Source organism: Amycolatopsis sp. GM8, assembly GCF_021653975.1.
Lineage (GTDB): Bacteria > Actinomycetota > Actinomycetes > Mycobacteriales > Pseudonocardiaceae > Amycolatopsis_E.
This window is the reverse complement of sequence record NZ_JAJKFK010000001.1, coordinates 1,406,494-1,427,096: the sequence shown is the minus strand read 5'-3', so window position 1 is coordinate 1,427,096 and position 20,603 is coordinate 1,406,494. Positions and strand designations below refer to the sequence as shown.

Below are 20,603 nucleotides of genomic sequence, written 5' to 3'. Positions count from 1 at the left end.
GTCGCGCTGGGCGGAGAAGGCGTTACGGGAGGGCCGCGGCGCCGGCGAGGATGAGATCGACGCCGGCCGCGAACTGCCGCCGGTCGTCGTGGCGCGCCAGCTGCGCGGCGATCGCGTGGACGAACGGAAACTGTTCCCGGCCCGCTCGCGATGTCCAGTCCTTGGCGACCGTTTCGAGGAAGGCGGTCCGGCCGACGCCCGGTGGGAGGCGCGAGCCCGCGGCGTATTGTCCCGCTGCGCCCATGATGTAGTTCACGAGCGCGGTCGCGACGTCGAAGCGGTGGCGCTTTGAGACACCCGACGCCTCCAGTCGCTCCCCGACGCTTTCGAGGATCAGCAGGACGGCCGTCTGCCACGGAGCGCGCGAGAGTTGCGCGCCGAGCCACGGGTGGGCGTCGATCACGTCGAACACGCTGAGCATGAGCGCCCGCACGCTCGCGTCGGAAGGCCCCGTGCCAGCCACGCGCGCGACCAGTTCCACCGCCGCGGCGGCGAGGAGTTCGTCCTTGTTCGCGACGTGGTGGTAGATGGCGCCGGCCCCCGTCGACAACCGGGCGGCCAGCGACCGGAACGTTGTTCCAAACTGTCTCTTGGAACAACGTGGGAAATCCCCGGTATCGCCGACGCGACCCTGCGCCAGGAGGTGCGCATCAGCTGCGGCGGCAGCCGGGTCCGGATCCGGTTCACGAACGAACTCGGCGGCACCGGGCTGACCATCGGGGCCGCACGCGTGGGCATCGCAGGCCCGGACGGGACAGTGCTGCCGGGCAGCGACCGACCCGTGACCTTCGGAGCGAGCCCAGCCACGTTCGTCCCGGCGGGCGCACCGGCGGTCAGCGACCCCGTGGATCTCACCGTTTCGCCGATGGCCACGCTGGTCGTCAGCGTGTATCTGCCCGGACGCGTCGAGGACGTCACTGGCCACAACCTGGTCGCCGGGCCGGGCTGGATCATTCCCGGCGACCACACGCCGACCGCCGGCCTGCCGCCCGCCGCGCAGCCGTTGCACGGCCGGGCATTGCTCTCGGCCGTGGAGACCTTCGTGCCGGAGCCTGCCGTCGGTGTTGTCGCGATCGGCAGTTCCACCACCGACGGCGCGGGAGCGATAGGTGGCGGCTGGCCCGAGCTGCTCGCCGCCCGGTGCGCCAACGACATCGCCTTCTCCATCGCGCCCGGCGAAGTGGACCCCGAGTTCGCCGGGATCATGAAAACCGACGCGCCCGTTGACGCCGCGGATCTCCTCCGCGCGCACGGGCAGATCATCGAACGAGCGCACGCGCACGGTTTGACGGTGCTCGGCGCCACGCGGTCCTCGACTTCGACGCCGTGTGGCGCGACCCCCAACACCCGGCCACATCAGGGACGATTTCCACATGGGCGATCACCTGCACGGCAACGACGCCGGCTATGCGGCGCTCGCGGCCTCGATCGACCTCGCGTTGTTCACCTGATCACGCGCGTACCAACGGCTTCCTCAACAAGCGGTTAGGGTCAGGTCCATGGAAGCGACGCAGCTGTCCGAAGCGGTCCGGGCGGGCGAGGTCGACCCGGTCGCCTTGACCGAGCGCGTGCTCGACCGGATCGAGACGGCGGACCGCGTGGTGGGCGCGTTCCGGAAGATTCGCCCCGAGGCGGTCGGCGAAGCGCGCGAGCTGGCGGGCCGCGCGGATCTCGCCGAGCTGCCGCTCGCCGGGGTGCCCGTCGCGGTCAAGGACGTCACCGAGATCGCCGGGGAGTACGCGTCCTGGGGTTCCGCGGCCACCCCGAGCGCACCGTCCACAGAAGACTCCGACATCGTGAAACGCCTGCGGGGGGCGGGAGCGGTGCTCGTCGGCATCACCCGCGTGCCGGAGCTGTGCATCTGGCCGATGAGCGACTCGCCGGACGGCATCGCGCGCAACCCCTGGAACCCCGCGTACACCGCGGGCGGCTCGTCCGGTGGGAGCGCCGCGGCCGTCGCCGCCGGGCTGGTGCCGGTCGCGCACGGCACCGACGGGCTCGGCTCCGTCCGCTTCCCGGCGGCCAACTGCGGGCTCGTCGGCATCAAACCGGGCGCGGACCTGCTCGCCGAGACCGGCTGGTACGGCATGTCGGCGCACGGCAGCCTCGCCACCACGGTCGCCGACGCCGCGCTGCTGCTCTCGGTCCTGGCCGACCGGCCGGACCTCGCCCGGCCAGGCGAGCCGGGGAAACTGCGGATCGCGGTCTCCACCGACGTCCCGATGACGCACGCGCCGGTGCCGAAACCCCTGCGCGACGCCGTCGACCGCGTCGCGGACGTGCTCGCCGCGGCGGGACACGCGGTCGAGCGGGCGACCCCGCGATACGGGATCGAGGCCACGCTGGGGATTCTGGCCCGCTGGTTCGCCGGACCGTCCGAACAGGCGGATGGTCTGGACAAGGCGTTGCTGCAGCCGCGCACCCGGGCACACGTGAAGCTCGGCCGCGCGCTGCGCACGGCCGGGGTGATCCAAGCCGGGACCCGGACGCGCTGGCTCGCCCGCGCCGAGGAGTTCTTCGACGGCTACGACATCCTGCTGACCCCGGCGCTCGCCACGCTTTCGCCCAAGGCGGCGCGCTGGCACGAGCGCTCGGCCCTCGCGAACGCGATCCCGTCGATCCGGCTGGCGGGTTTCGCGGGCCTGTGGAACCTGGCCGGGTACCCGGCGATGTCCGTGCCGGCCGGGCAGCACCCGCGTGGCCTGCCGATCGGCGTGCAACTCGTCGCGCCGCCGCGGGGCGAGGCGCGGCTGCTGGCTCTGGCGGCCCAGCTCGAAGAGCGCAACCCCTGGCCGCGGCTGCCGGGTTAGACCTTCTTCGCGGACGCCGGCTGCACCGGCTCCTGCGAGGGCTTCGTCGCCGGTGACGGCTTCTCGACCGGCTTGGCGACCTTCGTCGGCGGCGTGAACGCGGCCACCGGCTTGGGTGACACCGGGTTCGTCGGCGGGTCCACCGGCGCCGGGCGGCTCATGTCGACGACCGACTCCTCGCGCAGCGGCGACAGCGACGAGTGGCTGCGCGCCAGCACGTCGTTGGCCTTGCGCAGCCGCGCGACGGCCTGCTCGCTGAGCGAGTTCAGGCGCTGCACCCGGCGGTTCGCCTCGTCCTCGCGCCGCTCGGCGTCCGCCGTGGCCTCGGCGACGAGCCGCTTGGCACGCGCGTTGGCCTCGTCGACCAGGCGTTTCGCCTCGCCCGTCGCCTGGGCGATGCGCCGCTCGGCCTGGTTCTTGCTCGCCGTCTGCTGGTCGGCGATGTGCTTCTCCAGCGCGGCCCGCTGCGAGGCGATGGCCGCGTCGAAATCGTGCTCGACGGTGCGCCGCTTGCGTTCGGCCTCGATGTCGAGGGTGGCCCGCCGCTGGGCGGCCTCCGTGGTGAGCTTGCGGACCTCGGCCTTGGTCGAGTCGAGCGCGTTCCGGTGCTCGGCCTCCAGCGCCTCCGCGTGCACCTCGAGCTTGTCGATCAGCTTCTGGAACCGTTCCCGCAGCTTGCGCGACACGTCGGTACTCGACGCCCAGTGCTCCTCCGCGGCCTGCGCGCGCGTGACGATCTCGTCGGCGCGGGCGTTGGCCAGTTCGACCGTGCGCTGCATCCGCTCGTCGAGGTCCTCGACCCGCTCCGGCGGCTTCTTCAGCTCCTCCACGCGGGCCTGCAGCCGCTGGATCTCGCCGCGCGCGTTCTCCAGTTCCCGGGACATCGTGCTCGCCTGCGCCATGGCCGCATCACGGTCGGCCATCACGCGCCGGAGATTCATCTCGACGTGATCCAGGTACTGCAGCACCTGGCCGCGGTCGAAACCGTGCCACACCTGGTTGTAGTCACGCTTCAGCGGGAGCAGGGCATTGTCTCGCTCGGGAACCATGCCGACGAAGGTACCCGCGTACAGGGCGTTAGCGCCGCCAGGTCACCGCGTGTCCGGCAGTGTCCAAGCGGGACACCCCGCACCCGATCGGTCCTCCACGCCGCGCTCCTGCGTCACGCTTGCTCGTGCGGTGCCTCCAGCCGTGGACTCACCAGTGGAACCCCCGGGTGAGTTTGATCAAGCGGGTGGCGGCTTTGGACAGATGCCGTTCACCCTTGCCCAGCTTGAGCTCGCCGGTGCCGCCCGCCGCCGCGGAGTCCGGGAAGACGCGGAACGCCTCGTACGCCAGCGCATCCACGACTCCCGGCAGGAACGTGTACGCCGCCTGCATGAGGTAACCCTCGGGGGTGGCGATGTGCTTCGGCCGTTCCTTGAGCGCGCGCAGCACCATGTCCGCCGCCTGGTCGGGCGATTTCGTGGGAAACGCGTCGTAGATCTTGGTCGGCCGGATCATCGGGGTGCGCACGAGAGGCATGTGGATGGTGGTGAACGTGATGCCGTCACCGTGTGTCTCGGTCGCCGCGATCTTGCTGAAGTAGTCCAACGCCGCCTTCGACGCGACGTACGCCGAGAACCGCGGCGCGATGCCCTGCACGCCGATCGACGAGACGTTGACGATATGCCCGAACTTGCGCTCCGACATGTGCGGCAGCACGGCCAGGATCAGCCGCACGGCGCCGAAGTAGTTGATCGCCATCGCGCGCTCGTAGTCGTGGATCCGGTCGTAGGACAGCTTGATCGAGCGGCGGATGGACCGGCCCGCGTTGTTGACCAGCATGTCGATCCGGCCGTGCTCGTCGAGGATCTGCTTGACCAGCTTGGTGATCGACTCCTCGTCGGTCAGGTCGGCGGGATACACCGACGCGGTGCCGCCGGCGGCCAGGATCTCGTCGCGCACCTCTTCCAGTTCGTGCCGGCGGCGGGCGACGAGCAGCGGCACCCCGCCCTCGGCGGCGACCTTGAGCGCGGTCGCGCGGCCGATCCCGGAGGACGCGCCGGTGATGATCACGCGACGGCCGTCCAGCTCGCCGCGGCCACCGTGCGCGCGGGCACGGAACGGGTCGAGGTTCTCCCGCCAGTACCGCCACAGCACATCGGCGTACTTCTCCAGCCGGGGCACGTCGACACCACCGGCGGCCGCGAGCTCCTTGCGGGTGGCCGCGGACGCGAAAACCGACGGGAACGACATCGTTTCCAGCAGCACCGGCGGGATGCCCAGGCGGTGCAGGAACGCGTCGCGGACCAGCGAAACCCCGGGCACGTGCTCGGACAGCTTCACCAGCCGCAGGATGCCGTCCGAGACGCGCTCGTCGAGCTGCACGTTGATCGTCGGCGCGCCGGCGGCCTTCGCGAACGCGTTGTAGACGGACACCACCGGCTGCGGCTTCGGGTTGACCAGATGGAAGGTGCGGCCGTCGAGGTTCGGTTTGCGCACCAGCGTGACCAGCGCCTCGGCCACGTAGTCGACCGGGACGATATTGGTGTCGCCGAGATCCGGCCCGGCGAGCGGCACGTTCGGCACCCGGTTGAGCTTTTCGATGGCGGTGAACAGGTAGTAGGGACCGTCCACTTTGTCCATCTCGCCGGTCTCGGAGTCCCCGACCACGATGGCGGGCCGGTACACCCGCCACGGCACGTCCTCCTGCTGGCGCACCAAGCGCTCGGCCTCGAACTTGGTCCGGTGATACGCGGTGGGCAACCGCTGGCCGACGTCGAACATGTCCTCGGTGAACACGCCCTCGTGGTCCCCGGCGACCGCGACCGACGACACGTGGTGCAGGCAGCCGGCGTGGATGTCGGCGGCCAGCTCGACGACCTTGCGGGTGCCGTCCACATTGGCCTGGATGCTGGTCTCGTCGTCCGCGGTGATGTCGTAGAGCGCGGCGAGGTGCACGAGGTGGTCGATCGTGTCGCGCAGCTCTTCGCGGGCCTGGTCGTCAACGCCGAGGCGGTCGGCCGACAGGTCGCCGGTCACGAGCGTGACCTTCTCCGGGTGGGGCCAGCGTCGCACCAGGTCCGCGAGCCGGTCGCGGGATGAGGCGCGGACCAGCAGGTGGACGTGTTCGGTGTCGTCCTGGGCCAGCAGGAGCCGGGTGAACTGGCGGCCGATCAGGCCGGTCGCGCCGGTCACGAGATAGCCGGGCATCGGGTGCGCCCCCTCATTGCTTGCGGAACCTGTGGGGGCATTGTGCTCGCTCACCGGTGCGAGGACCACCGCCGGGCGTTTCCGGTCAGAAACATGACAGATCCACCCCAGCCGGTAATGGCGGGCCCGGTCCGGCCGAATACCGGGTCGTATCGCAGCATCCGGGTGGAAGGAAAGCACCGTGACCGTGTTCGAGCGGAATCAGGCCGCTGACGCCGAGGCCCCGCATTCTCCCCGGGTCTTCATCTCGTACTCGCACGATTCCGAAGAGCACAAGGACTCCGTGCTGCGGTTCGCGACGTTCCTGCGCTCCGATGCGGGAGTGGACGTGAGCCTCGACCGCTGGGTCGAGGGGCAGCGGCGGGACTGGTCGTTGTGGGCGCTGCGTGAGCTGAACGAGGCGGATTTCATTCTGGTCATCGCCTCACCCGAGTACCGGCGCCGTGCCGACGGCGAGGCGCCGCCGAATGTGGGCCGGGGAAGCCAGTTCGAGGCCGCGATCATCCGGAACAACCTCACCCGGAACCTGCCCGAGGAAACGAGACGAGTGCTTCCGATCGTCCTTCCCGGCAGTTCGCTGGACGAGATCCCGACCTTCCTGGCCGCCTATTCCACCACCCACTACGTGATCGACGAGTTCACCATCGAGGGCGTCGACGAGCTGCTGCGCGCGTTCACCGGGATCCCGGCCGTGCAGCTGCCGCCGCTGGGGCGTTTCGCGGGACCGCGCTCATCGCCGGCCGCGAGCCCGGTGCGCACGCGCGTCCGCGCCACCATGCTCACCGCTTCGCTGAAACCGGCCAGTCAAGGACACGACATCCGGTTCGGCAGCGCGGAGATCAACGCGACGCACTACGGGGAGAGCATCGTGCTGCGGCCGTCGCTGTTCGTGAACGCGCCGAGAGGCGAGATCGAGTTCAACCTGGCCCGCAGGTTCCGCAACTTCCAGGCCGTCGCCGGCGTGCTCGACGACGCCACCGACGCGGGGCAGACGGGCTTTTTCCAGATCTGGCTCGACAACCAGCTGCACGCGGAGTTCAGGACGGAACTGGGCCGGCCGGTCATCGTGAACGAAGACATCTCCGGCGCGCTCCGGATGCGCCTGGTGGCGTACCGGCCCGACTCCGTCAATTCCCCGATGCAGGTCGGGGTGCTGATGACCGGCGGCCAGAGCGGCCGGACGCCGGAGCTGGCCTGGGGCAACCCGATGGTGGTCGAGTGACCCCGGTTCAGCTGCCGGCCGCGACGACGTAGGGCGCGCCCCAGACCGCGTTGACCGTGCGGCACTTCGACTTGTCGACGGTCGTCAACGACGCCTTCAACGTGAGCGAGAAGGTGTTCGCCGGCAGATCCACCGACACCGTCTTCGTCTCTCCCGGTCCCGCCACCACCGACGACAACGGGTTGACCTCGTTGTCGTTGGCGAACACTTCGAACTTGACGCCGAGCCCGGGGTCCGAAGTGGAGTCGGTGCCGGCCGCCTTGACTTCGAGGTGGTCGAAGTTCTTCAGCCGGAACTGCTGTTCCTTGCTGGCGTTGCTGCCACAGGTGTTGAGCCCGTGCCACAACGAGTTCGGGTACGGCGTGAGCTGAACGTCGTGGTCGCCGTGCTCGTACTCCCATCCGCTGCTGCTCGGACGCGGCAATTCCGTGAGGAACACGGGAGTTCCCTTGCTGATGGCGCTGCCGTCGCCCGGCGCGGCGGACGCGGTGGCGCTGGAACTCGGGAAGCTCGGCGTGGTGGATTCTTCCGAGCCCGAGGTGATCGGCTGCACGGTGGTCTGCACGGTGTTCGCGGGCGGTACGACAGGCGGGGCGCTGGACGGCGAAGCGCTGTCCGTCCCGGTGGTCCTCGCGAGCAGGTACCCGAGTCCCACCGCCACGACCAGGCCGACGACCGTGGCCGCGATCAGGAATCCGCGGCGCCGCTTGTTCCGCCCGGTGTGCATCGAACCTCCAAGGCTGGCTTCCAGCCGGTCGTAGCCGGCCGGATTCTTTTCGAGCGCCCTGGCCAGGTAGAGCCGCAGGGTCGCCATTTCGGTGGCGTCGCCGGGATGATCAAGAAAACGGGCGAAGGCTTCGGCGTGGAAAGGGTCCGACAGGATGATCTCGACTTCGCCGCGCACCATTTCCAGGTCCTGGCGAAATGCCGAGCCACCGGTCTTCGCCTGGTGGCTCAGGTACTGGGAGAGTGCGGACACGACTTTGCCCGCCAAGGCTTCGCTGTTTCTCACAAGGACTCCATTGATCGGGCGACGCGGCGCCCGTTCAATCGAAGCCATAGCGGCGAACGTAACGATCAGCCGGGAATTGTCATGTCTTTGTCCTGTTTCGCCGAATGACCCGTCAGGCGGGATCGGCGATGGCCACGCGGTTGTCGGCGTAGCCCTGTTCGCCGCCGATCCATTCGCCGCCGCAGGTGACCAGGACCAGCCGGTGCGGGCCGGTCTGGGCGAACAGGTCCGGGGCCCGCTGCGGTAGCTCGCCCTTGTCCACGCTGATGAGCTGCGAGATCCGGTACTGCGCGCGCCGGCCGTCCGGCGCGACGACGGTGATCAGCTGTCCGGCCTGCGCGTGCCACAGTTCGGCGAACGGGCCGGTGTGGCCGCCCCAGTTGACGTGTCCGGCGAACACGCTCGCGCCGCGTGTCGCGTCGAGATCGGCGCCCCACCACGCGGCCTCGCCCAAGCCCTTCGGCACCGGCAGCACGCCGCCGACGACCTCCTGCCGCACCAGTTGCGCGGTGCTTCCGCTGGGCAGGCGAACCGTGCCCGGCGCCTGCGTCACCACCGGTGCGGCGGGCGGCGCCGGAACCCGGCTCGACGTGGCTGGCGGAGCCGGGGCGGTCGAACGCGCCGGGGGTGGGGGAGGAGGCGGCGGTGGGAGGGTCGTGGTCGGCACCGGCGCGGTCTGGACCACTGGGGCGGGCGGCGCGGGCAGTGCGTGCGCCGTGCCGGTCACCGGCGACGCCGGTGACCACAGCATCGCCCCGGCGGCCAGGACCACCGGCAGGCCGGCGATGAACACCAGCACCGGGCTCGGCCGGGTCATGGCCGCGAGCGGCGCCGCGCGAGGAAGCCGACGAGCGCGGAACCGAGGATCGCGAGCACGCCCAAGGCGGCGAAGCCCAGTGGTGAGGTGGTCATCGTCGTGCTCGCGTGCAGCACCGCCGACGGTGGTTCGACACCCGCGGGAATGGCTGTCGGCACCTGGTTGGGGGTGTTCTTGATCGTGAGTGCGAGCGTCTGTCCAGGTTGGACGGTCCCGCACGCGGTCGGCGGGTTCGCCGGATCGAACGCCTGGTCGTATCCATCGGGCGGGGTGACCTCGATGACGCAGATCTCTTGCGGTGTCTGGAGATTCGGCACGCCGGCCGTACCCGCGTCGCCCGCCGTGGTGAGCACCGCGGGTTTGCCGTCCGGCCCGGCCATCGGCTTGCCGTCCTGGTCCTTGGCCGGCGAAACCTTGTCCTTTCCGGTCAGCCGCAAGGCAACCCCGCTGATCCCCTTGCCGCTTCGCGCGTCGATCTTGGTGACCTGCACCGCGCCGGGCTTCGTGCGCGCCTTGACGCTGCCCTTCGCCGTCAACTGTTTCTCGCCACCGGTGGACACCACGCGCTGGGTGTCGACGTCGACCGGCGCCCGCACGTACGGCTTGTCGGCCGGCGCGGACAGGGCGGCGGTCAGCTGCGGATCGTCCCCGGTGGGCGCGACCTGCACGGTCGCCGTCCCGTCGTCGCCGGTGGTGACGGTCTTCGGGCCGTCCGCGCCGGCGAGCGTGAGCGTCAGCGGGACCTTGGCCATGCCCGTGCCCTTGGCGTTGCGCACGGTGATCGTCCACTTGTCCGCGGTGCCGATGGTCTGCGCGGCCTTGGGCGGGGTGACCGACGCGGTCCACGGGCCGCGGTTCGCCTCGGCGTCCGCGGTCAGCGCCTGCACCGCCTGCTGCGCCCCGGCGGGCAGCTTCGACAGGTGGAACGGTGCGTCGTAAGCGATGTGCCGGAAGTCGTTGGCGGGGTTGAGATCGTCGTGGCCCGGTCGCGGCGGCGACGTCCACGAATGCAGCAGGTGCGCGAGCGCGGCCGCCTGGTCCGGGTTCGTGGTGTCGCCGTAGCGCAGCAACAGATAGGAGATGTTCGCCGAGACGTCCGCGGGCAGCGGGTCGCCCCATTTCGTCTTCAGCTCGTCGCCGGGCTGGTACTGCTCGTCGGTGTCGGGGGCCTTGTACTCGAACTGCACGCAGAAAACCTGCTTGCCGCCCACGAGATACGAGCCGAGCCAGTCGCCGGAACGGCCCTTCCCACCGTAGGGTTGGCCCGGCGTGACCAGATGACCGGTCTGCTGCTGGAAGGCGGCCGACGCCGGCGCCACGGTGAGGACACACAGGACACAGGCGGCAAGGATCGCCAGGAGGGACCGAGTCTTGCCCATCGGGCGCCGGCTCCTTCGCTATCGTTCTCCCCGACACGGATCAGGTGACCGGGCGGGCACCCCCAGTGAGGGTCGCAGAAAATGATTCATGAACCATCCGCCGAAATCGTGATTGGTGTCGTTGATGAGCGCCGCCGGGAGACTGGGTAAAGTCTCCTTTACTTGACGGGAACTGGCCGGCGGCCGCCGGCGTTAGACCTCATGCAGGTGCCAGGAGATCCAGGAGGATCAAGGTGCGTTCCACAAGCAATCCCGCGTTCCGCCGCTTGCCGGCGAACGCGGGCCACGGCCAGTACGGGCCGAACGTAGGCTTCAACCAGCCGCAGGGCGGAGTGCCCGGATACGGGACGCCACAGGCGCCGGCCGGCGCCGGCGACCGCCCCATGACGGTCGACGACGTCGTCATCAAGACCGGGCTCTCGCTCGGGACGGCGCTGGTCACCGGCATCATCACGGCGATCTGGGCGCAGGGACAGGTCGAAGGGCGCTCCACCGGCGCGCTGTTCGGCGTCATGATCGTCGCGCTGCTCGTCGGCCTCGTGCTGTCGCTGGTGATGATCTTCAAGCAGAAGCCGAGCGGCCCGATGACGATCGCGTACTCGGCGGTCGAAGGTGTCTTCCTCGGTGCCATCACCGGACTGTTCGAGTACATCTACCCGGGGATCGCGCTGCAGGCGATCATCGGCACCGCGGGTGTGTTCATCGCGATGCTGGTGGTCTACAAGACCGGCGCGGTCAAGGTCACACCGAAGCTGACCAAGTGGATCATCGGGGCCACCGCGGGTGTCGTCATCCTGATGCTCGCGAACCTCGTGCTCTCGCTGTTCGGCGTGAACATGGGGCTGCGCGACGGCGGTGCGCTGGCGATCATCTTCAGCCTCGTGGTCATCGGGATCGCGGCGTTCAACTTCCTGCTCGACTTCGACATGGCCGACAAGATGATCCGCGAGGGCTACCCGTCGAAATGGGCGTGGTTCGCCGCGTTCGGCCTGATGACCACGCTGGTCTGGCTGTACCTCGAGATCCTGCGGTTGCTTTCGTACCTACGGGATTAGCGGACTTTCCCGGAAGAGACAGAGGACGCTCGTGCGCTACGAGCGTCCTCTGTTGTCTTTCGGTAACTGTGCTTTCACCGGAGATCGCGCGGTGTTAGATGTTCTCCGTGAGTGTCCCGCCGGATGGCCAGCCGAATCCCTATGCGCCGCAACCAGATCCGTACCCACCGCGGCCGTACTCCGGTTCAGGATCCCGGTGGTCGTCGTACTGATCGCGGTCGCATCCTTCGCCATCCGTTTCATCGGCACGCCCACCGACCGCGCCGGTGCCGGTGAGTGCCTGCGCGAACTGCCCCGACGGGGACTACGGCGAGTACTCCGTGAGCGGCGAGAAGTCGTACAAGCTGTGCCTGATGCTCAACGCCCACGACGGCGACTGCTTCGCGAGCGTCAAGAACACCAGCGACGGCTACAAGCGCGTGGCGTGCACCGATCCGACCACCGAGGTGAAGGTCCTCAAGGTGGTCGGGGGCATCGCGAGCGATTCGGCCTGTGACGGGGGCGACGCGGACCTGGTCCTGACCTACACCCAGCCCGCCACCACGATCTGCGCGACGAGCGAGATCAACAACATCTGACCGGAGCCGGGGCGCCTTCTCGGCAACCGAAGGCGCCCCGGCCGCGTCAGCTCGAGGTCAGCTGAGCCGCTCGAGGACCATCGCCATGCCCTGGCCGCCACCGACGCACATCGTCTCCAGGCCCCACTGCTTGTCGTGGTGCTGCAAGGAGTTGATCAGCGTCGAGGTGATCCGGGCGCCGGTCATGCCGAACGGGTGGCCGACCGCGATCGCGCCGCCGTTGACGTTGAGCCTGTCCAGCTCGATGCCCAGGTCCTGGTAGGACGGGATGACCTGCGCGGCGAACGCCTCGTTGATCTCCACCAGGTCGATGTCCGAAATGGACAGTCCGGCCTTGGCAAGCGCTTTCTTCGAAGCCTCCACCGGGCCGTAACCCATGATCTCCGGGGACAGCCCCGTCACGCCCGTCGACACGACGCGCGCGAGCGGGGTCAGGCCCAGCTCCTTCGCCTTCGTGTCGGACATGATGATCACCGCGGCGGCACCGTCGTTGAGCGGGCAGCAGTTGCCCGCGGTGACCCGGCCGTCGGGACGGAACACCGGCTTGAGCCCGGACACGCCCTCGATCGTCACGCCCGCCCGGGGGCCGTCGTCCTTCGCGACCACGGTGCCGTCGGGCAGCGTGACCGGGGTGATGTCCTTGGCCCAGAACCCGTCCGCGATCGCCTTCTCCGCCAGGTTCTGCGAGCGCACGCCGAACTCGTCCATCTCCTCGCGGGAGACGTTCTTCAGCCGCGCCAGGTTCTCCGCGGTCTGGCCCATCGCGATGTAGATGTCCGGCAGCTGACCGTTCTCGCGCGGGTCGACCCACGTGTCGGCGCCCTCGGCCGCGACCTTCGCGGTGCGCGCCTCGGCGTCGGCGAACAGCGGGTTCTGCGTGTCGGGCCACGAGTCGGAGCTGCCCTTGCCGAAGCGGGACACGGTCTCCACCCCGGCGGAGATGAACACGTCTCCTTCACCGGCCTTGATGGCGTGCAGCGCCATCCGGGTGGTCTGCAGGCTCGACGAGCAGTACCGGGTGATGGTGCAGCCGGGCAGGTGGTCGTAGCCCAGCTCGACGGCGACGGCGCGGCCCATGTTGAACCCGGACTCGCCGCCGGGCAGGCCGCAGCCCAGCATCAGGTCGTCGATGTCCTTCGGGTCCAGCTGCGGGACCTTGTCGAGCGCCGCCTTGATCATCTGGACGGCCAGGTCGTCCGGGCGCATGGTGACGAGCGATCCCTTGCCCGCGCGCCCGATGGGCGAGCGGGCGGTCGACACGATCACGGCTTCGGGCATGGGGTGACACTCCTTCGGGTCGAACTAAGCGACTGCTTAGGTCTATCCTGCCCTCTCAAAGCTTCCGGGCAAACCGGAACGCGACGGGGAACACCCGCCTAGAACAGTTCGCCCTGCTTACCACGCCGCGCGGGCCGTGGCCGTGCCGGCCGGGAAAGCGGCTGTTCGATCGAGATCCTCGCCACCCGCACCTGGTAGCCGAGATTCGTGATGGTTTCGGCCTGGTTGGCCAGGTTCACCCGGCTGAAGAACGGCAGCAGCTCGCGCACCGAACCCCGGCGTTCGGTGCCGACGGCATACACGACTGTCGGGCTCGGCCGCTCGCTCGCGGCGAGCGGCCACTCCGAGGCGTGCAGCTCGCGCACGTACGACTGGTAGTCGCCACTGCCGTTGAACAGCGCCGACCGGCCGTGGAACAGCCGCGCCGACACGCTGCCCTGGCTGAACAGGTGCGACAGCGTGGCCGACTGCTTGAGTTTCTTCACGCAGATGAACTGGAACTCCCGGTTGAGCAGATCGCACACCTCGACGCGGCCGTAGTGGTCCACGAGCTGCATGTGGTGCCGCTCCATGTTGATCCAGTTCTTCGCCCGCGCGGCACGCTCGTTGTAGTCGTTCTCGTTCTCGCCCAGGTGCCACGGAGGGACCGCGAGGTCGATCTCCTCGATCCGGTCGAGCCCGCGGTCGATCAGCGCGAGCGTGTCCTCCTCGACGTGGAACCACAACCCGTTGGCCAGCACGTACTTCTCGTCCGCCAGCGTCACCTCGGCGGTCAGGTAATCGCGCAGTGGGCGGGGGCTCGCGAGCCGGTTGTCATCGGCGTCGATCGGCGTGACCTTCAAGCGCCGCAACGGATCCGAGCCGCCGTTGCGGATCCGGCCGTGCACCCAGTGCAGGTCGATCTCGTGCCGGACGCTGCCTTGGATGTCGTACCGCACGTCGGCATCCGCGGCGAACGTGTCGGGGCAGGCGACACCGACGTCCCGGTGCGGCAGTTCGAGCAGGCGTTCCAGCAGCTTCCGTTCCAGCGCACCGAATCTCGGGTCGCGCGCCGGGATCGGCCGCAGCAGGTCGAGGAACGGGTAGTGCGCCCGGTAGCCGGTGTCCTGGTACTGCTTGAGCAGGTACTGCAGCACGTCGTCGAGCCGGGACAGTTCCGCGTGCTCGCCCGAGACGTCCACCGTTACCGACTGCGCGCCGGACATGCTCCTGGTCAGCCCGTCATCGGTGCCGCCGGACAGGGTCCGTACCCATTCCGTCTCGTAGTCGATCGAGAAATCGGACAGGCGCCCGGGTGTCCGCACGCTCTGGTGCGTGACCCGCGGTGCGGCGCTCAGCGTGCTGCTGCCGATCGCCCGCACCTGGTCGGGCGCCACCGAGTTCGCCGCGACCCTGATCCCGAAGTCCGGCACGAGCCGGGTGACGTCGAGCAGGTGCCGGCCCTGGCCGAAGGTGACCGCGAAGAACCGGTTGTGCACGTTCACCAGCAGCACCGCCGAGCTGGCCGAGGTCGCGGACCACTGCAGGTCGAAGAAGTCCCGCAGGTAGCCGGCCCAGTGCGGCCGGTCCCGCCGCCGGGTCACCAGCACCACGTCGCACCGGAAAGGCAGGCCCCGCGCCGGTTCCCGCTGGATGTGCACGCCCTCGCCGTCGAGGTCGAGCAGGTCGTCGAAGGTCTGCGTCTGTTCGCCGAAGAGGTGCACGTTCAGCTTCATGCGCGGTTCCCCTACCGCCGCCGGTATTCGTGACCATACGATCCGTAGTCACCGCGGTTCCACGGCCAAGCGAGTGGTGCGGCTAGGCCGTTAAGGTGAGCGCGTGGAATACGTGGAGCACGTCGTGGACCTGGTCGGCAACACCCCGCTCGTCAAGCTGAACGCCCTGACCGACGGTCTGGAGCCGCTCGTACTGGCCAAGGTCGAGTACCTCAATCCCGGCGGCAGCGTGAAGGACCGCATCGCGCTGCGGATGGTCGAGGCGGCCGAGCGCGCGGGGCTGCTGAAGGCGGGCGGCACGATCGTCGAGCCGACCTCCGGCAACACCGGCGTCGGGCTGGCGATGGTCGCCCAGCGCAAGGGATACCAGTGCGTCTTCGTCTGCCCGGACAAGGTCAGCGAGGACAAGCGCAACGTGCTCAAGGCGTACGGCGCGCGCGTGGTCGTGTGCCCGACCGCGGTGGCGCCCGAGCATCCCGACTCCTATTACTCGGTGTCGGACCGGCTCGTCGAGGAGATCGACGGCGCCTGGAAACCGAACCAGTACGCCAACCCGGAGAACCCGGCGAGCCACTACCACTCCACGGGCCCGGAGATCTGGCGGCAGACCGACGGCCGGATCACGCATTTCGTCGCGGGCGTCGGTACCGGCGGCACGATTTCGGGCACCGGCAAGTACCTCAAGGAGGTTTCGGACGGGCAGGTCGCCGTCGTCGGCGCGGACCCGGAAGGCTCCGTGTACTCCGGCGGCACCGGGCGGCCGTACCTCGTCGAGGGTGTCGGCGAGGACTTCTGGCCGCAGACCTACGACCGCGACATCGCCGACGAGATCATCGCGGTGTCCGACGCCGAGTCGTTCGAGATCACCCGCCGCCTCGCGCTCGAGGAAGGGCTGCTCGTCGGCGGCTCGTGCGGGATGGCCGTCGCCGCGGCCTTGCGGCTGGCGAAGCGGCTCGGCCCGGATGATGTCATCGTCGTGCTGCTGCCCGACGGTGGCCGCGGCTACCTGGGCAAGGTGTTCAACGACCAGTGGATGTCGTCGTACGGCTTCCTCTCCCCGGACAGCTCCGGCGCCACCATCGGCGACGTGCTGCGGGCGAAGACGGGCGCGCTGCCCGACCTGGTGCACACGCATCCGAACGAGACCGTCGCCGAGGCGATCGCGATCCTGTCCGAGTTCGACGTCAGCCAGATGCCGGTGGTCAGCGCGGAGCCGCCGGTGATGGCGGCCGAGGTGGTCGGCGCGGTCGTCGAGCGGGACCTGCTCGAAGCGCTGTTCACCGGCAAGGCCAATCTCGCCGACCGGCTGGACAGCCACATGTCGCCGCCGCTGCCGACGATCGGTGCGAGCGAGCAGGTCGGTGCCGCGATGAAAGCGCTCTCCGGCGCCGACGGGGCGCTCGTGCTGCTCGACGGCAAGCCTGCCGGCGTCGTGACACGCCACGATCTGCTGGGTTTTCTCGCGGGCCGGCGCGGGTAGACTTATCGTCCTTTTCGTCCGGGCCGTTACGAGCACGGAGTCTCGGCATCCGATAGCGTGTGCGGCCAGAGCCACACACAGCCTTTTGCAAGGGGGTTCCAGGCCCACATGAGCGCTCCGCAGCCACCGAACCAGCCCTGGGGCGGCGGGCAACAGCCGCCGCAGGGCCCACCGAGTGGTCCACAGCCGCAGCAAGACAGTCCGTTCGGTTCGTCGGAGCCGACCCAGGTGGTGCAGCCAGGCCAGACGCCCCCGGTGGAGGGCGGCTCGTTCGGCGAGACGGCCGAGCCGACCCAGGTCGTGCAGCCCGGCCAGCAGGCCTTGGGCGAGGAGGGCGAGTCGACGCAGCTGGTGCCCCCGGGCACGCAGCCGCCGTCGTCGATCCCCTACGCCCCGCCGCCGAGCGCCGCGGACAACCCCGCCGCGCTTGGTCAGCAGCCAGGCGCCTTCGGCCAGCCGCCGCAGGGCTTCGGCCAGCCGGGTCAGCCCGGGCAGCCGGGCGGCTTCGGTGCGCAGCCCGGTGGGTTCCCCGGCCAGCCGCCGCAGCCGGGCCCGTACGGCCAGCCCGGTGGGTTCCCCGGCCAGCCGGGTCAGCCCGGCGGGTTCGGCGGACCGCCGCCCGGGTTCGGCTCGCCCTACGGCGCGCCCGCCGGTGGCGGTGGCAACTCCCAGCTGTTCGGCTGGATCGCGGCCGGTGTCGTCGGGGTGCTCGGCCTGATCGGGGCGATCCTCGCCTTCACGATCATGGGTGACATCGGCGGTGCGAGCTCCTCGTGTGCGGAGCAGGCACGGCAGTACGGTCTCGACCCGAGCTTCTGCCAGGCCGCGGCCGACGCCAGCAGTGGCGAGACGACCCGTGGCTGGATCTACGTGATCCTGCTGGCGCTCGCCAGCCTCGCCGCCGTCGGTGGCGCGGTGCTGCTGTACCTGAAGAACAAGCTCGCCAGCTACGTGATCGTCGGCGCCGGTGCGGTCCTGCTCATCATCTCGATCGTCTTCCTCTCGGATCTGGGCAACCTGACCCGCGTGGTGTTCGAGCTGATCTTCGGCATCCTGATCGCCGCGGTCGGCGCCTTGGCGCTCTTCCCGCAGACGGCCCAGTACGTCGGTCTCGGCGGGCCGGGTGGTCCCAGCGGACCGGGTGGGCCCGGTGGCTTCGGACCGCCCCCCGGCGGGTACCCGGGCCAGCCCGGCGGGTTCGGCCAGCCGGCGCCCTACGGCCAGCCGCCGCAGGCGTTCGGCCAGCCGGCCCCGCCATACGGCCAGCAGCCGGGCGGACCGATGCCGGGCAGCGGCGGGTTCCCGCAGCAGCCCAGCCCCTACGGGCAGCCGCCGGCACCTTACGGGCAGCCTCCGCAGCAGCCGGGCCAGCCGGGTCCGTACGGCCAGCCGCCCCAGCAGCCGGGACAGCCGCCGCAACAGCCCTGGTGACAGGCTGAAACCACACCGATGCCCTCGGCCATCATGGCCGGGGGCATCGGTGTTCTGGGGAACGGAATCGTGTCCGGAAAGACCGGCCCGCCGCTACAGTGAGCGCACCAGCCTGCGCTCGCCTCTGGGGGCCATCGTGACGAACCCGTACGGCCAGTCGGAACAGCGCGTGGCTTCCGTTCGGCGGCCCAGCGGCGTCACGGCGATCCTCGCCGGGCTGGCCGCGCTGGCGCTGGCCGCCGCGCTCGGGTACCTGCCGGTGAAGGTGTTCATCGACTACGGCATCGACGATCTGCCGCGGGACACGAAGATCGTCCTCGGGCTGTACCTCGTGGCCGCGCTGTTCTTGGTGATCGGCGCGCTCGTCGCGTTCCTCCGAGCCGTCACCGGGGCCGTGCTGCTGCTGATCGGGGCGCTCACCACGATCGGCGCGGTCGTCACCGAGCCGGTGCTGCTCTACCCGGGGTTCTTCACGCAGTTCTTCACCGCGATCTTCCGGTTCGAGCCGGACGACGCGTTCGTGCGGGTCGCGGCGACCGTCGGCGGGCCGGTCGTCCTGGTCCTTTCCGCACTTCCCGGGACATTCCGGTATCTGCGGTACCAGCCGGGCGAGTACGCGAACGCGCCGCAAACCCACCCAGAAGGCAGCCACCCGCCCGCGGGCTGGTAGGCCATTGGCATGGAACCTCGGCAATCCCGCGGCGGCGGTACCGGTATCCCCGCGGCGGTGCTCGCGTTGCTGGGCGGGATCTTCCATCTCGTCGGTGTCGCCGGCGGTGCGGTGCTGCTGGCCGGGGACGGCAACCTCGGCCGCGCGCTGCTGACCTTCCTGCTGCACCTGATCGTCGCCGCGACGTTGATCATCGGCGGGGTGGGGCTGATTCTCGCCAAACCGTTCGGCCGTTCCTACACGATCGCGGGCGCCCTGCTGGCGCTGGTGTTGTACGCGTCGGTGCTGGTCCTGGGCGCGTTCGGGGTCTATTTCCTCGGCCTGGCCGACCAGACGCTGCCGATCGGGTACACCGCTCTGCTGTGCATTCCCGCGATTGCGACGATCGTGCTGGCGAGCCTGCGGCCGACCGCACGGTGGGTCACCAGCGGCTGGTCGTAGCCTGGGCGTATGACGGACGAAATCTCCCGGTTCGGTTTCGAGACGCGCGCCATTCACGCTGGTCAGGAGCCTGATCCGCGAACCGGTGCGGTCATCGTGCCGATCTATCAGACCTCGACCTACGCCCAGGACGGCGTCGGGGGCACCCGTGAGGGTGACTACGAGTACTCGCGTACCGCGAACCCGACCCGCACCGCGCTGGAGCAGCAGCTCGCGGCGCTCGAAGGCGCCCGGCACGGGCTCGCCTTCGCGTCGGGCATGGCGGCGACGGACGCCGTGCTGCGCACCACGCTGCGTCCCGGTGACCACCTCGTGCTCGGCAACGACGCGTACGGCGGCACGTTCCGGCTGATCGACAAGATCCTGACGAACTGGGGGGTGACGTACACCGTCGCGAACCTCGCCGACATCGACGCCGTGCGCGCCGCGGTCCGCCCGGAGACGAAGCTCGTCTGGTGCGAGACCCCGAGCAACCCGCTGCTCGGCATCGCGGACATCCCGGCGCTGGCCGGGGTCGCGCATGCCGCCGGGGCGCGGCTGGTCGTGGACAACACGTTCGCGACGCCGTACCTGCAGACCCCGCTGGAGCTGGGCGCGGACATCGTCGTGCACTCCACCACGAAGTACCTGGGCGGGCATTCCGACGTCGTCGGCGGTGCGGTGCTGACCAACGAGGACGAGCTGCGCGAGCAGCTGTTCTTCCTGCGCAACGGGGCCGGCGCGGTGCCCGGCGCGTTCGACGCGTGGCTCACGCTGCGCGGGGTCAAGACGCTCGCGGTCCGGATGGAGCGGCACTGCGACAACGCCGAGCGGGTCGCCGAGGCGCTGGTCGCGCACCCGAAGGTCGCGCAGGTCTATTACCCGGGGCTGCCCGGGCATCCGGGGCACGAGGTGGCCGCGAAGCAGATGCGGCGGTTCGGCGGGATGGTGTCGTTCCGGCATGCCGGCGGGGAGCAGGCCGCGCTGGACACGTCCGCGCGCACGAAGCTGTTCATCCTGGCCGAGTCACTGGGCGGGATCGAGTCGCTGATCGAGCACCCGGGCCGCATGACGCACGCGAGCGTCGCCGGTTCGACGCTACAGGTGCCGAGCGACCTGCTGCGGCTGTCGGTCGGTATCGAGGACGGCCGGGACCTCGTCGAAGACCTGCTGCACGCCCTCGGCTAAGGGCGGAAGTTGTTGTACTCGGCGATCTGGCCGACGGGCTGGGACTGTGTGGACCGCATCTGGTCGAGTTTGGTCTGGTCCACGCAGCCGCCCACCAGTTCGAGGTGGTTGTCATGGCGGATGTACTGCGCCGGATCGGTGCAGGCGGCGCGGTCGACCGTGTAGAACGCGGCGCCGGTGAGCGCCAGTGCCGAGGTGATGGCCGCGGCCAGAGGCAGCACCCCGGCCGAACGACTGGCGCGGCGAGTGGTGCCGTCCGCTTCGTTCCGCCTTCGCATGGTCACTCCCTGATTCCTGTCCCGGCCGGCTCCAGGGTACCTAAACCGCACGAACCGCCGGTGGCATGATCCCGG

19 protein-coding genes are annotated in these 20,603 nt (G+C 69.8%); 10 read left to right on the top strand and 9 right to left on the bottom strand.

Translation table 11 applies throughout. The annotated features are described in order from the left end of the window. Positions 1 to 22: 22 nt before the first annotated feature. A complete protein-coding gene (locus tag LOZ83_RS06810) occupies positions 23 to 412 on the bottom strand; it encodes a TetR/AcrR family transcriptional regulator C-terminal domain-containing protein (RefSeq protein ID WP_236789317.1) in 390 nt (129 codons plus the stop codon). Here LOZ83_RS06810 and LOZ83_RS06805 point away from each other — a divergent pair. Together LOZ83_RS06805 and LOZ83_RS06800 are read left to right on the top strand one after the other, a co-directional pair. Further along, positions 389 to 1,489 (top strand): hypothetical protein, encoded by a 1,101-nt coding sequence (locus LOZ83_RS06805; RefSeq protein WP_236789316.1) that lies wholly within the window; start codon positions 389 to 391, stop codon positions 1,487 to 1,489. The genes LOZ83_RS06810 and LOZ83_RS06805 overlap by 24 nt on opposite strands. A gap of 10 nt (positions 1,490 to 1,499) precedes the next feature. Then, the gene (locus LOZ83_RS06800; RefSeq protein ID WP_236789315.1) at positions 1,500 to 2,810 is read left to right on the top strand and encodes an amidase; all 1,311 of its coding nucleotides are present in this window, start codon (positions 1,500 to 1,502) and stop codon (positions 2,808 to 2,810) included. On the opposite strand, the gene LOZ83_RS06795 is transcribed toward LOZ83_RS06800, so the two are convergent. Together LOZ83_RS06795 and LOZ83_RS06790 are read right to left on the bottom strand one after the other, a co-directional pair. Next, complete coding sequence (locus LOZ83_RS06795) at positions 2,807 to 3,859, bottom strand: cell division protein DivIVA (protein WP_236789314.1); 1,053 nt, start codon at positions 3,857 to 3,859, stop codon at positions 2,807 to 2,809. The two genes, LOZ83_RS06800 and LOZ83_RS06795, sit on opposite strands and share 4 nt — an antisense overlap. A 148-nt stretch (positions 3,860 to 4,007) precedes the next feature. After that, a complete protein-coding gene (locus LOZ83_RS06790; RefSeq protein ID WP_236789313.1) occupies positions 4,008 to 6,005 on the bottom strand; it encodes an SDR family oxidoreductase in 1,998 nt (665 codons plus the stop codon). A gap of 181 nt (positions 6,006 to 6,186) precedes the next feature. On the opposite strand from LOZ83_RS06790, the gene LOZ83_RS06785 reads away from it, so the two are divergent. Next, positions 6,187 to 7,227, top strand: coding sequence for an SEFIR domain-containing protein (locus LOZ83_RS06785; RefSeq protein ID WP_236789312.1), 1,041 nt, complete (start codon positions 6,187 to 6,189; stop codon positions 7,225 to 7,227). Positions 7,228 to 7,234: 7 nt separating this feature from the next. Here the strand turns inward: LOZ83_RS06785 and LOZ83_RS06780 are convergent, their stop codons facing one another. From LOZ83_RS06780 to LOZ83_RS06770, 3 genes are all read right to left on the bottom strand, one after another. Continuing rightward, positions 7,235 to 8,239 (bottom strand): hypothetical protein, encoded by a 1,005-nt coding sequence (locus tag LOZ83_RS06780; RefSeq protein WP_236789311.1) that lies wholly within the window; start codon positions 8,237 to 8,239, stop codon positions 7,235 to 7,237. A 112-nt stretch (positions 8,240 to 8,351) separates the two neighbouring features. After that, a complete protein-coding gene (locus LOZ83_RS06775) occupies positions 8,352 to 9,056 on the bottom strand; it encodes a class F sortase (RefSeq protein WP_236789310.1) in 705 nt (234 codons plus the stop codon). Then, the gene (locus tag LOZ83_RS06770) at positions 9,053 to 10,435 is read right to left on the bottom strand and encodes a collagen binding domain-containing protein (RefSeq protein ID WP_236789309.1); all 1,383 of its coding nucleotides are present in this window, start codon (positions 10,433 to 10,435) and stop codon (positions 9,053 to 9,055) included. The genes LOZ83_RS06775 and LOZ83_RS06770 overlap by 4 nt, the downstream gene beginning before the upstream one ends. A gap of 233 nt (positions 10,436 to 10,668) precedes the next feature. Here LOZ83_RS06770 and LOZ83_RS06765 point away from each other — a divergent pair, with 233 nt between their 5' ends. Beyond that, positions 10,669 to 11,490 carry a Bax inhibitor-1/YccA family protein gene (locus LOZ83_RS06765; protein ID WP_236789308.1) on the top strand — a complete coding sequence of 274 codons (822 nt, stop codon included), beginning with the start codon at positions 10,669 to 10,671 and terminating at the stop codon, positions 11,488 to 11,490. Between the two features lie 266 nt (positions 11,491 to 11,756). Then, the gene (locus tag LOZ83_RS06760; protein WP_236789307.1) at positions 11,757 to 12,068 is read left to right on the top strand and encodes a hypothetical protein; all 312 of its coding nucleotides are present in this window, start codon (positions 11,757 to 11,759) and stop codon (positions 12,066 to 12,068) included. A 57-nt stretch (positions 12,069 to 12,125) separates the two neighbouring features. On the opposite strand, the gene LOZ83_RS06755 is transcribed toward LOZ83_RS06760, so the two are convergent. Beyond that, positions 12,126 to 13,346, bottom strand: a complete 1,221-nt coding sequence (locus tag LOZ83_RS06755) for an acetyl-CoA C-acetyltransferase (protein ID WP_236789306.1) — start codon at positions 13,344 to 13,346, stop codon at positions 12,126 to 12,128. Between the two features lie 98 nt (positions 13,347 to 13,444). Beyond that, entirely contained in the window at positions 13,445 to 15,061 is a 1,617-nt protein-coding gene (locus tag LOZ83_RS06750; RefSeq protein WP_236789305.1) for a DUF6119 family protein, read from the bottom strand. A 103-nt stretch (positions 15,062 to 15,164) separates the two neighbouring features. Here LOZ83_RS06750 and LOZ83_RS06745 point away from each other — a divergent pair, with 103 nt between their 5' ends. The 5 genes from LOZ83_RS06745 to LOZ83_RS06725 all read left to right on the top strand — a co-directional run bounded on the left by LOZ83_RS06745 (position 15,165) and on the right by LOZ83_RS06725 (position 20,250). After that, on the top strand, positions 15,165 to 16,541 hold the full coding sequence (locus LOZ83_RS06745) for a cystathionine beta-synthase (RefSeq protein WP_236789304.1): 1,377 nt from the start codon (positions 15,165 to 15,167) through the stop codon (positions 16,539 to 16,541). A gap of 108 nt (positions 16,542 to 16,649) precedes the next feature. Beyond that, a complete protein-coding gene (locus tag LOZ83_RS06740) occupies positions 16,650 to 17,972 on the top strand; it encodes a hypothetical protein (protein WP_236789303.1) in 1,323 nt (440 codons plus the stop codon). Positions 17,973 to 18,141: 169 nt separating this feature from the next. Beyond that, positions 18,142 to 18,642, top strand: coding sequence for a hypothetical protein (locus LOZ83_RS06735; protein ID WP_236789302.1), 501 nt, complete (start codon positions 18,142 to 18,144; stop codon positions 18,640 to 18,642). A gap of 9 nt (positions 18,643 to 18,651) precedes the next feature. Next, positions 18,652 to 19,083: a hypothetical protein gene (locus LOZ83_RS06730; protein ID WP_236789301.1), complete on the top strand. Its 432-nt coding sequence runs from the start codon at positions 18,652 to 18,654 to the stop codon at positions 19,081 to 19,083. Between the two features lie 9 nt (positions 19,084 to 19,092). Beyond that, on the top strand, positions 19,093 to 20,250 hold the full coding sequence (locus LOZ83_RS06725; RefSeq protein WP_236789300.1) for a cystathionine gamma-synthase: 1,158 nt from the start codon (positions 19,093 to 19,095) through the stop codon (positions 20,248 to 20,250). On the opposite strand, the gene LOZ83_RS06720 is transcribed toward LOZ83_RS06725, so the two are convergent. Further along, positions 20,247 to 20,528, bottom strand: a complete 282-nt coding sequence (locus LOZ83_RS06720) for a hypothetical protein (RefSeq protein WP_236789299.1) — start codon at positions 20,526 to 20,528, stop codon at positions 20,247 to 20,249. The two genes, LOZ83_RS06725 and LOZ83_RS06720, sit on opposite strands and share 4 nt — an antisense overlap. Positions 20,529 to 20,603 lie beyond the last annotated feature (75 nt).

Bases quoted from the DNA above. Each gene is read 5' to 3' on its own strand.
- LOZ83_RS06800 (WP_236789315.1), top strand. From the start codon at position 1,500: ATGGAAGCGACGCAGCTGTCCGAAGCGGTCCGGGCGGGCGAGGTCGAC.
- LOZ83_RS06795 (WP_236789314.1), bottom strand. From the start codon at position 3,859: ATGGTTCCCGAGCGAGACAATGCCCTGCTCCCGCTGAAGCGTGACTAC.
- LOZ83_RS06790 (WP_236789313.1), bottom strand. From the start codon at position 6,005: ATGCCCGGCTATCTCGTGACCGGCGCGACCGGCCTGATCGGCCGCCAG.
- LOZ83_RS06775 (WP_236789310.1), bottom strand. From the start codon at position 9,056: ATGACCCGGCCGAGCCCGGTGCTGGTGTTCATCGCCGGCCTGCCGGTG.
- LOZ83_RS06770 (WP_236789309.1), bottom strand. From the start codon at position 10,435: ATGGGCAAGACTCGGTCCCTCCTGGCGATCCTTGCCGCCTGTGTCCTG.
- LOZ83_RS06755 (WP_236789306.1), bottom strand. From the start codon at position 13,346: ATGCCCGAAGCCGTGATCGTGTCGACCGCCCGCTCGCCCATCGGGCGC.
- LOZ83_RS06750 (WP_236789305.1), bottom strand. From the start codon at position 15,061: ATGAAGCTGAACGTGCACCTCTTCGGCGAACAGACGCAGACCTTCGAC.
- LOZ83_RS06740 (WP_236789303.1), top strand. From the start codon at position 16,650: ATGAGCGCTCCGCAGCCACCGAACCAGCCCTGGGGCGGCGGGCAACAG.
- LOZ83_RS06730 (WP_236789301.1), top strand. From the start codon at position 18,652: ATGGAACCTCGGCAATCCCGCGGCGGCGGTACCGGTATCCCCGCGGCG.
- LOZ83_RS06725 (WP_236789300.1), top strand. From the start codon at position 19,093: ATGACGGACGAAATCTCCCGGTTCGGTTTCGAGACGCGCGCCATTCAC.
- LOZ83_RS06720 (WP_236789299.1), bottom strand. From the start codon at position 20,528: ATGCGAAGGCGGAACGAAGCGGACGGCACCACTCGCCGCGCCAGTCGT.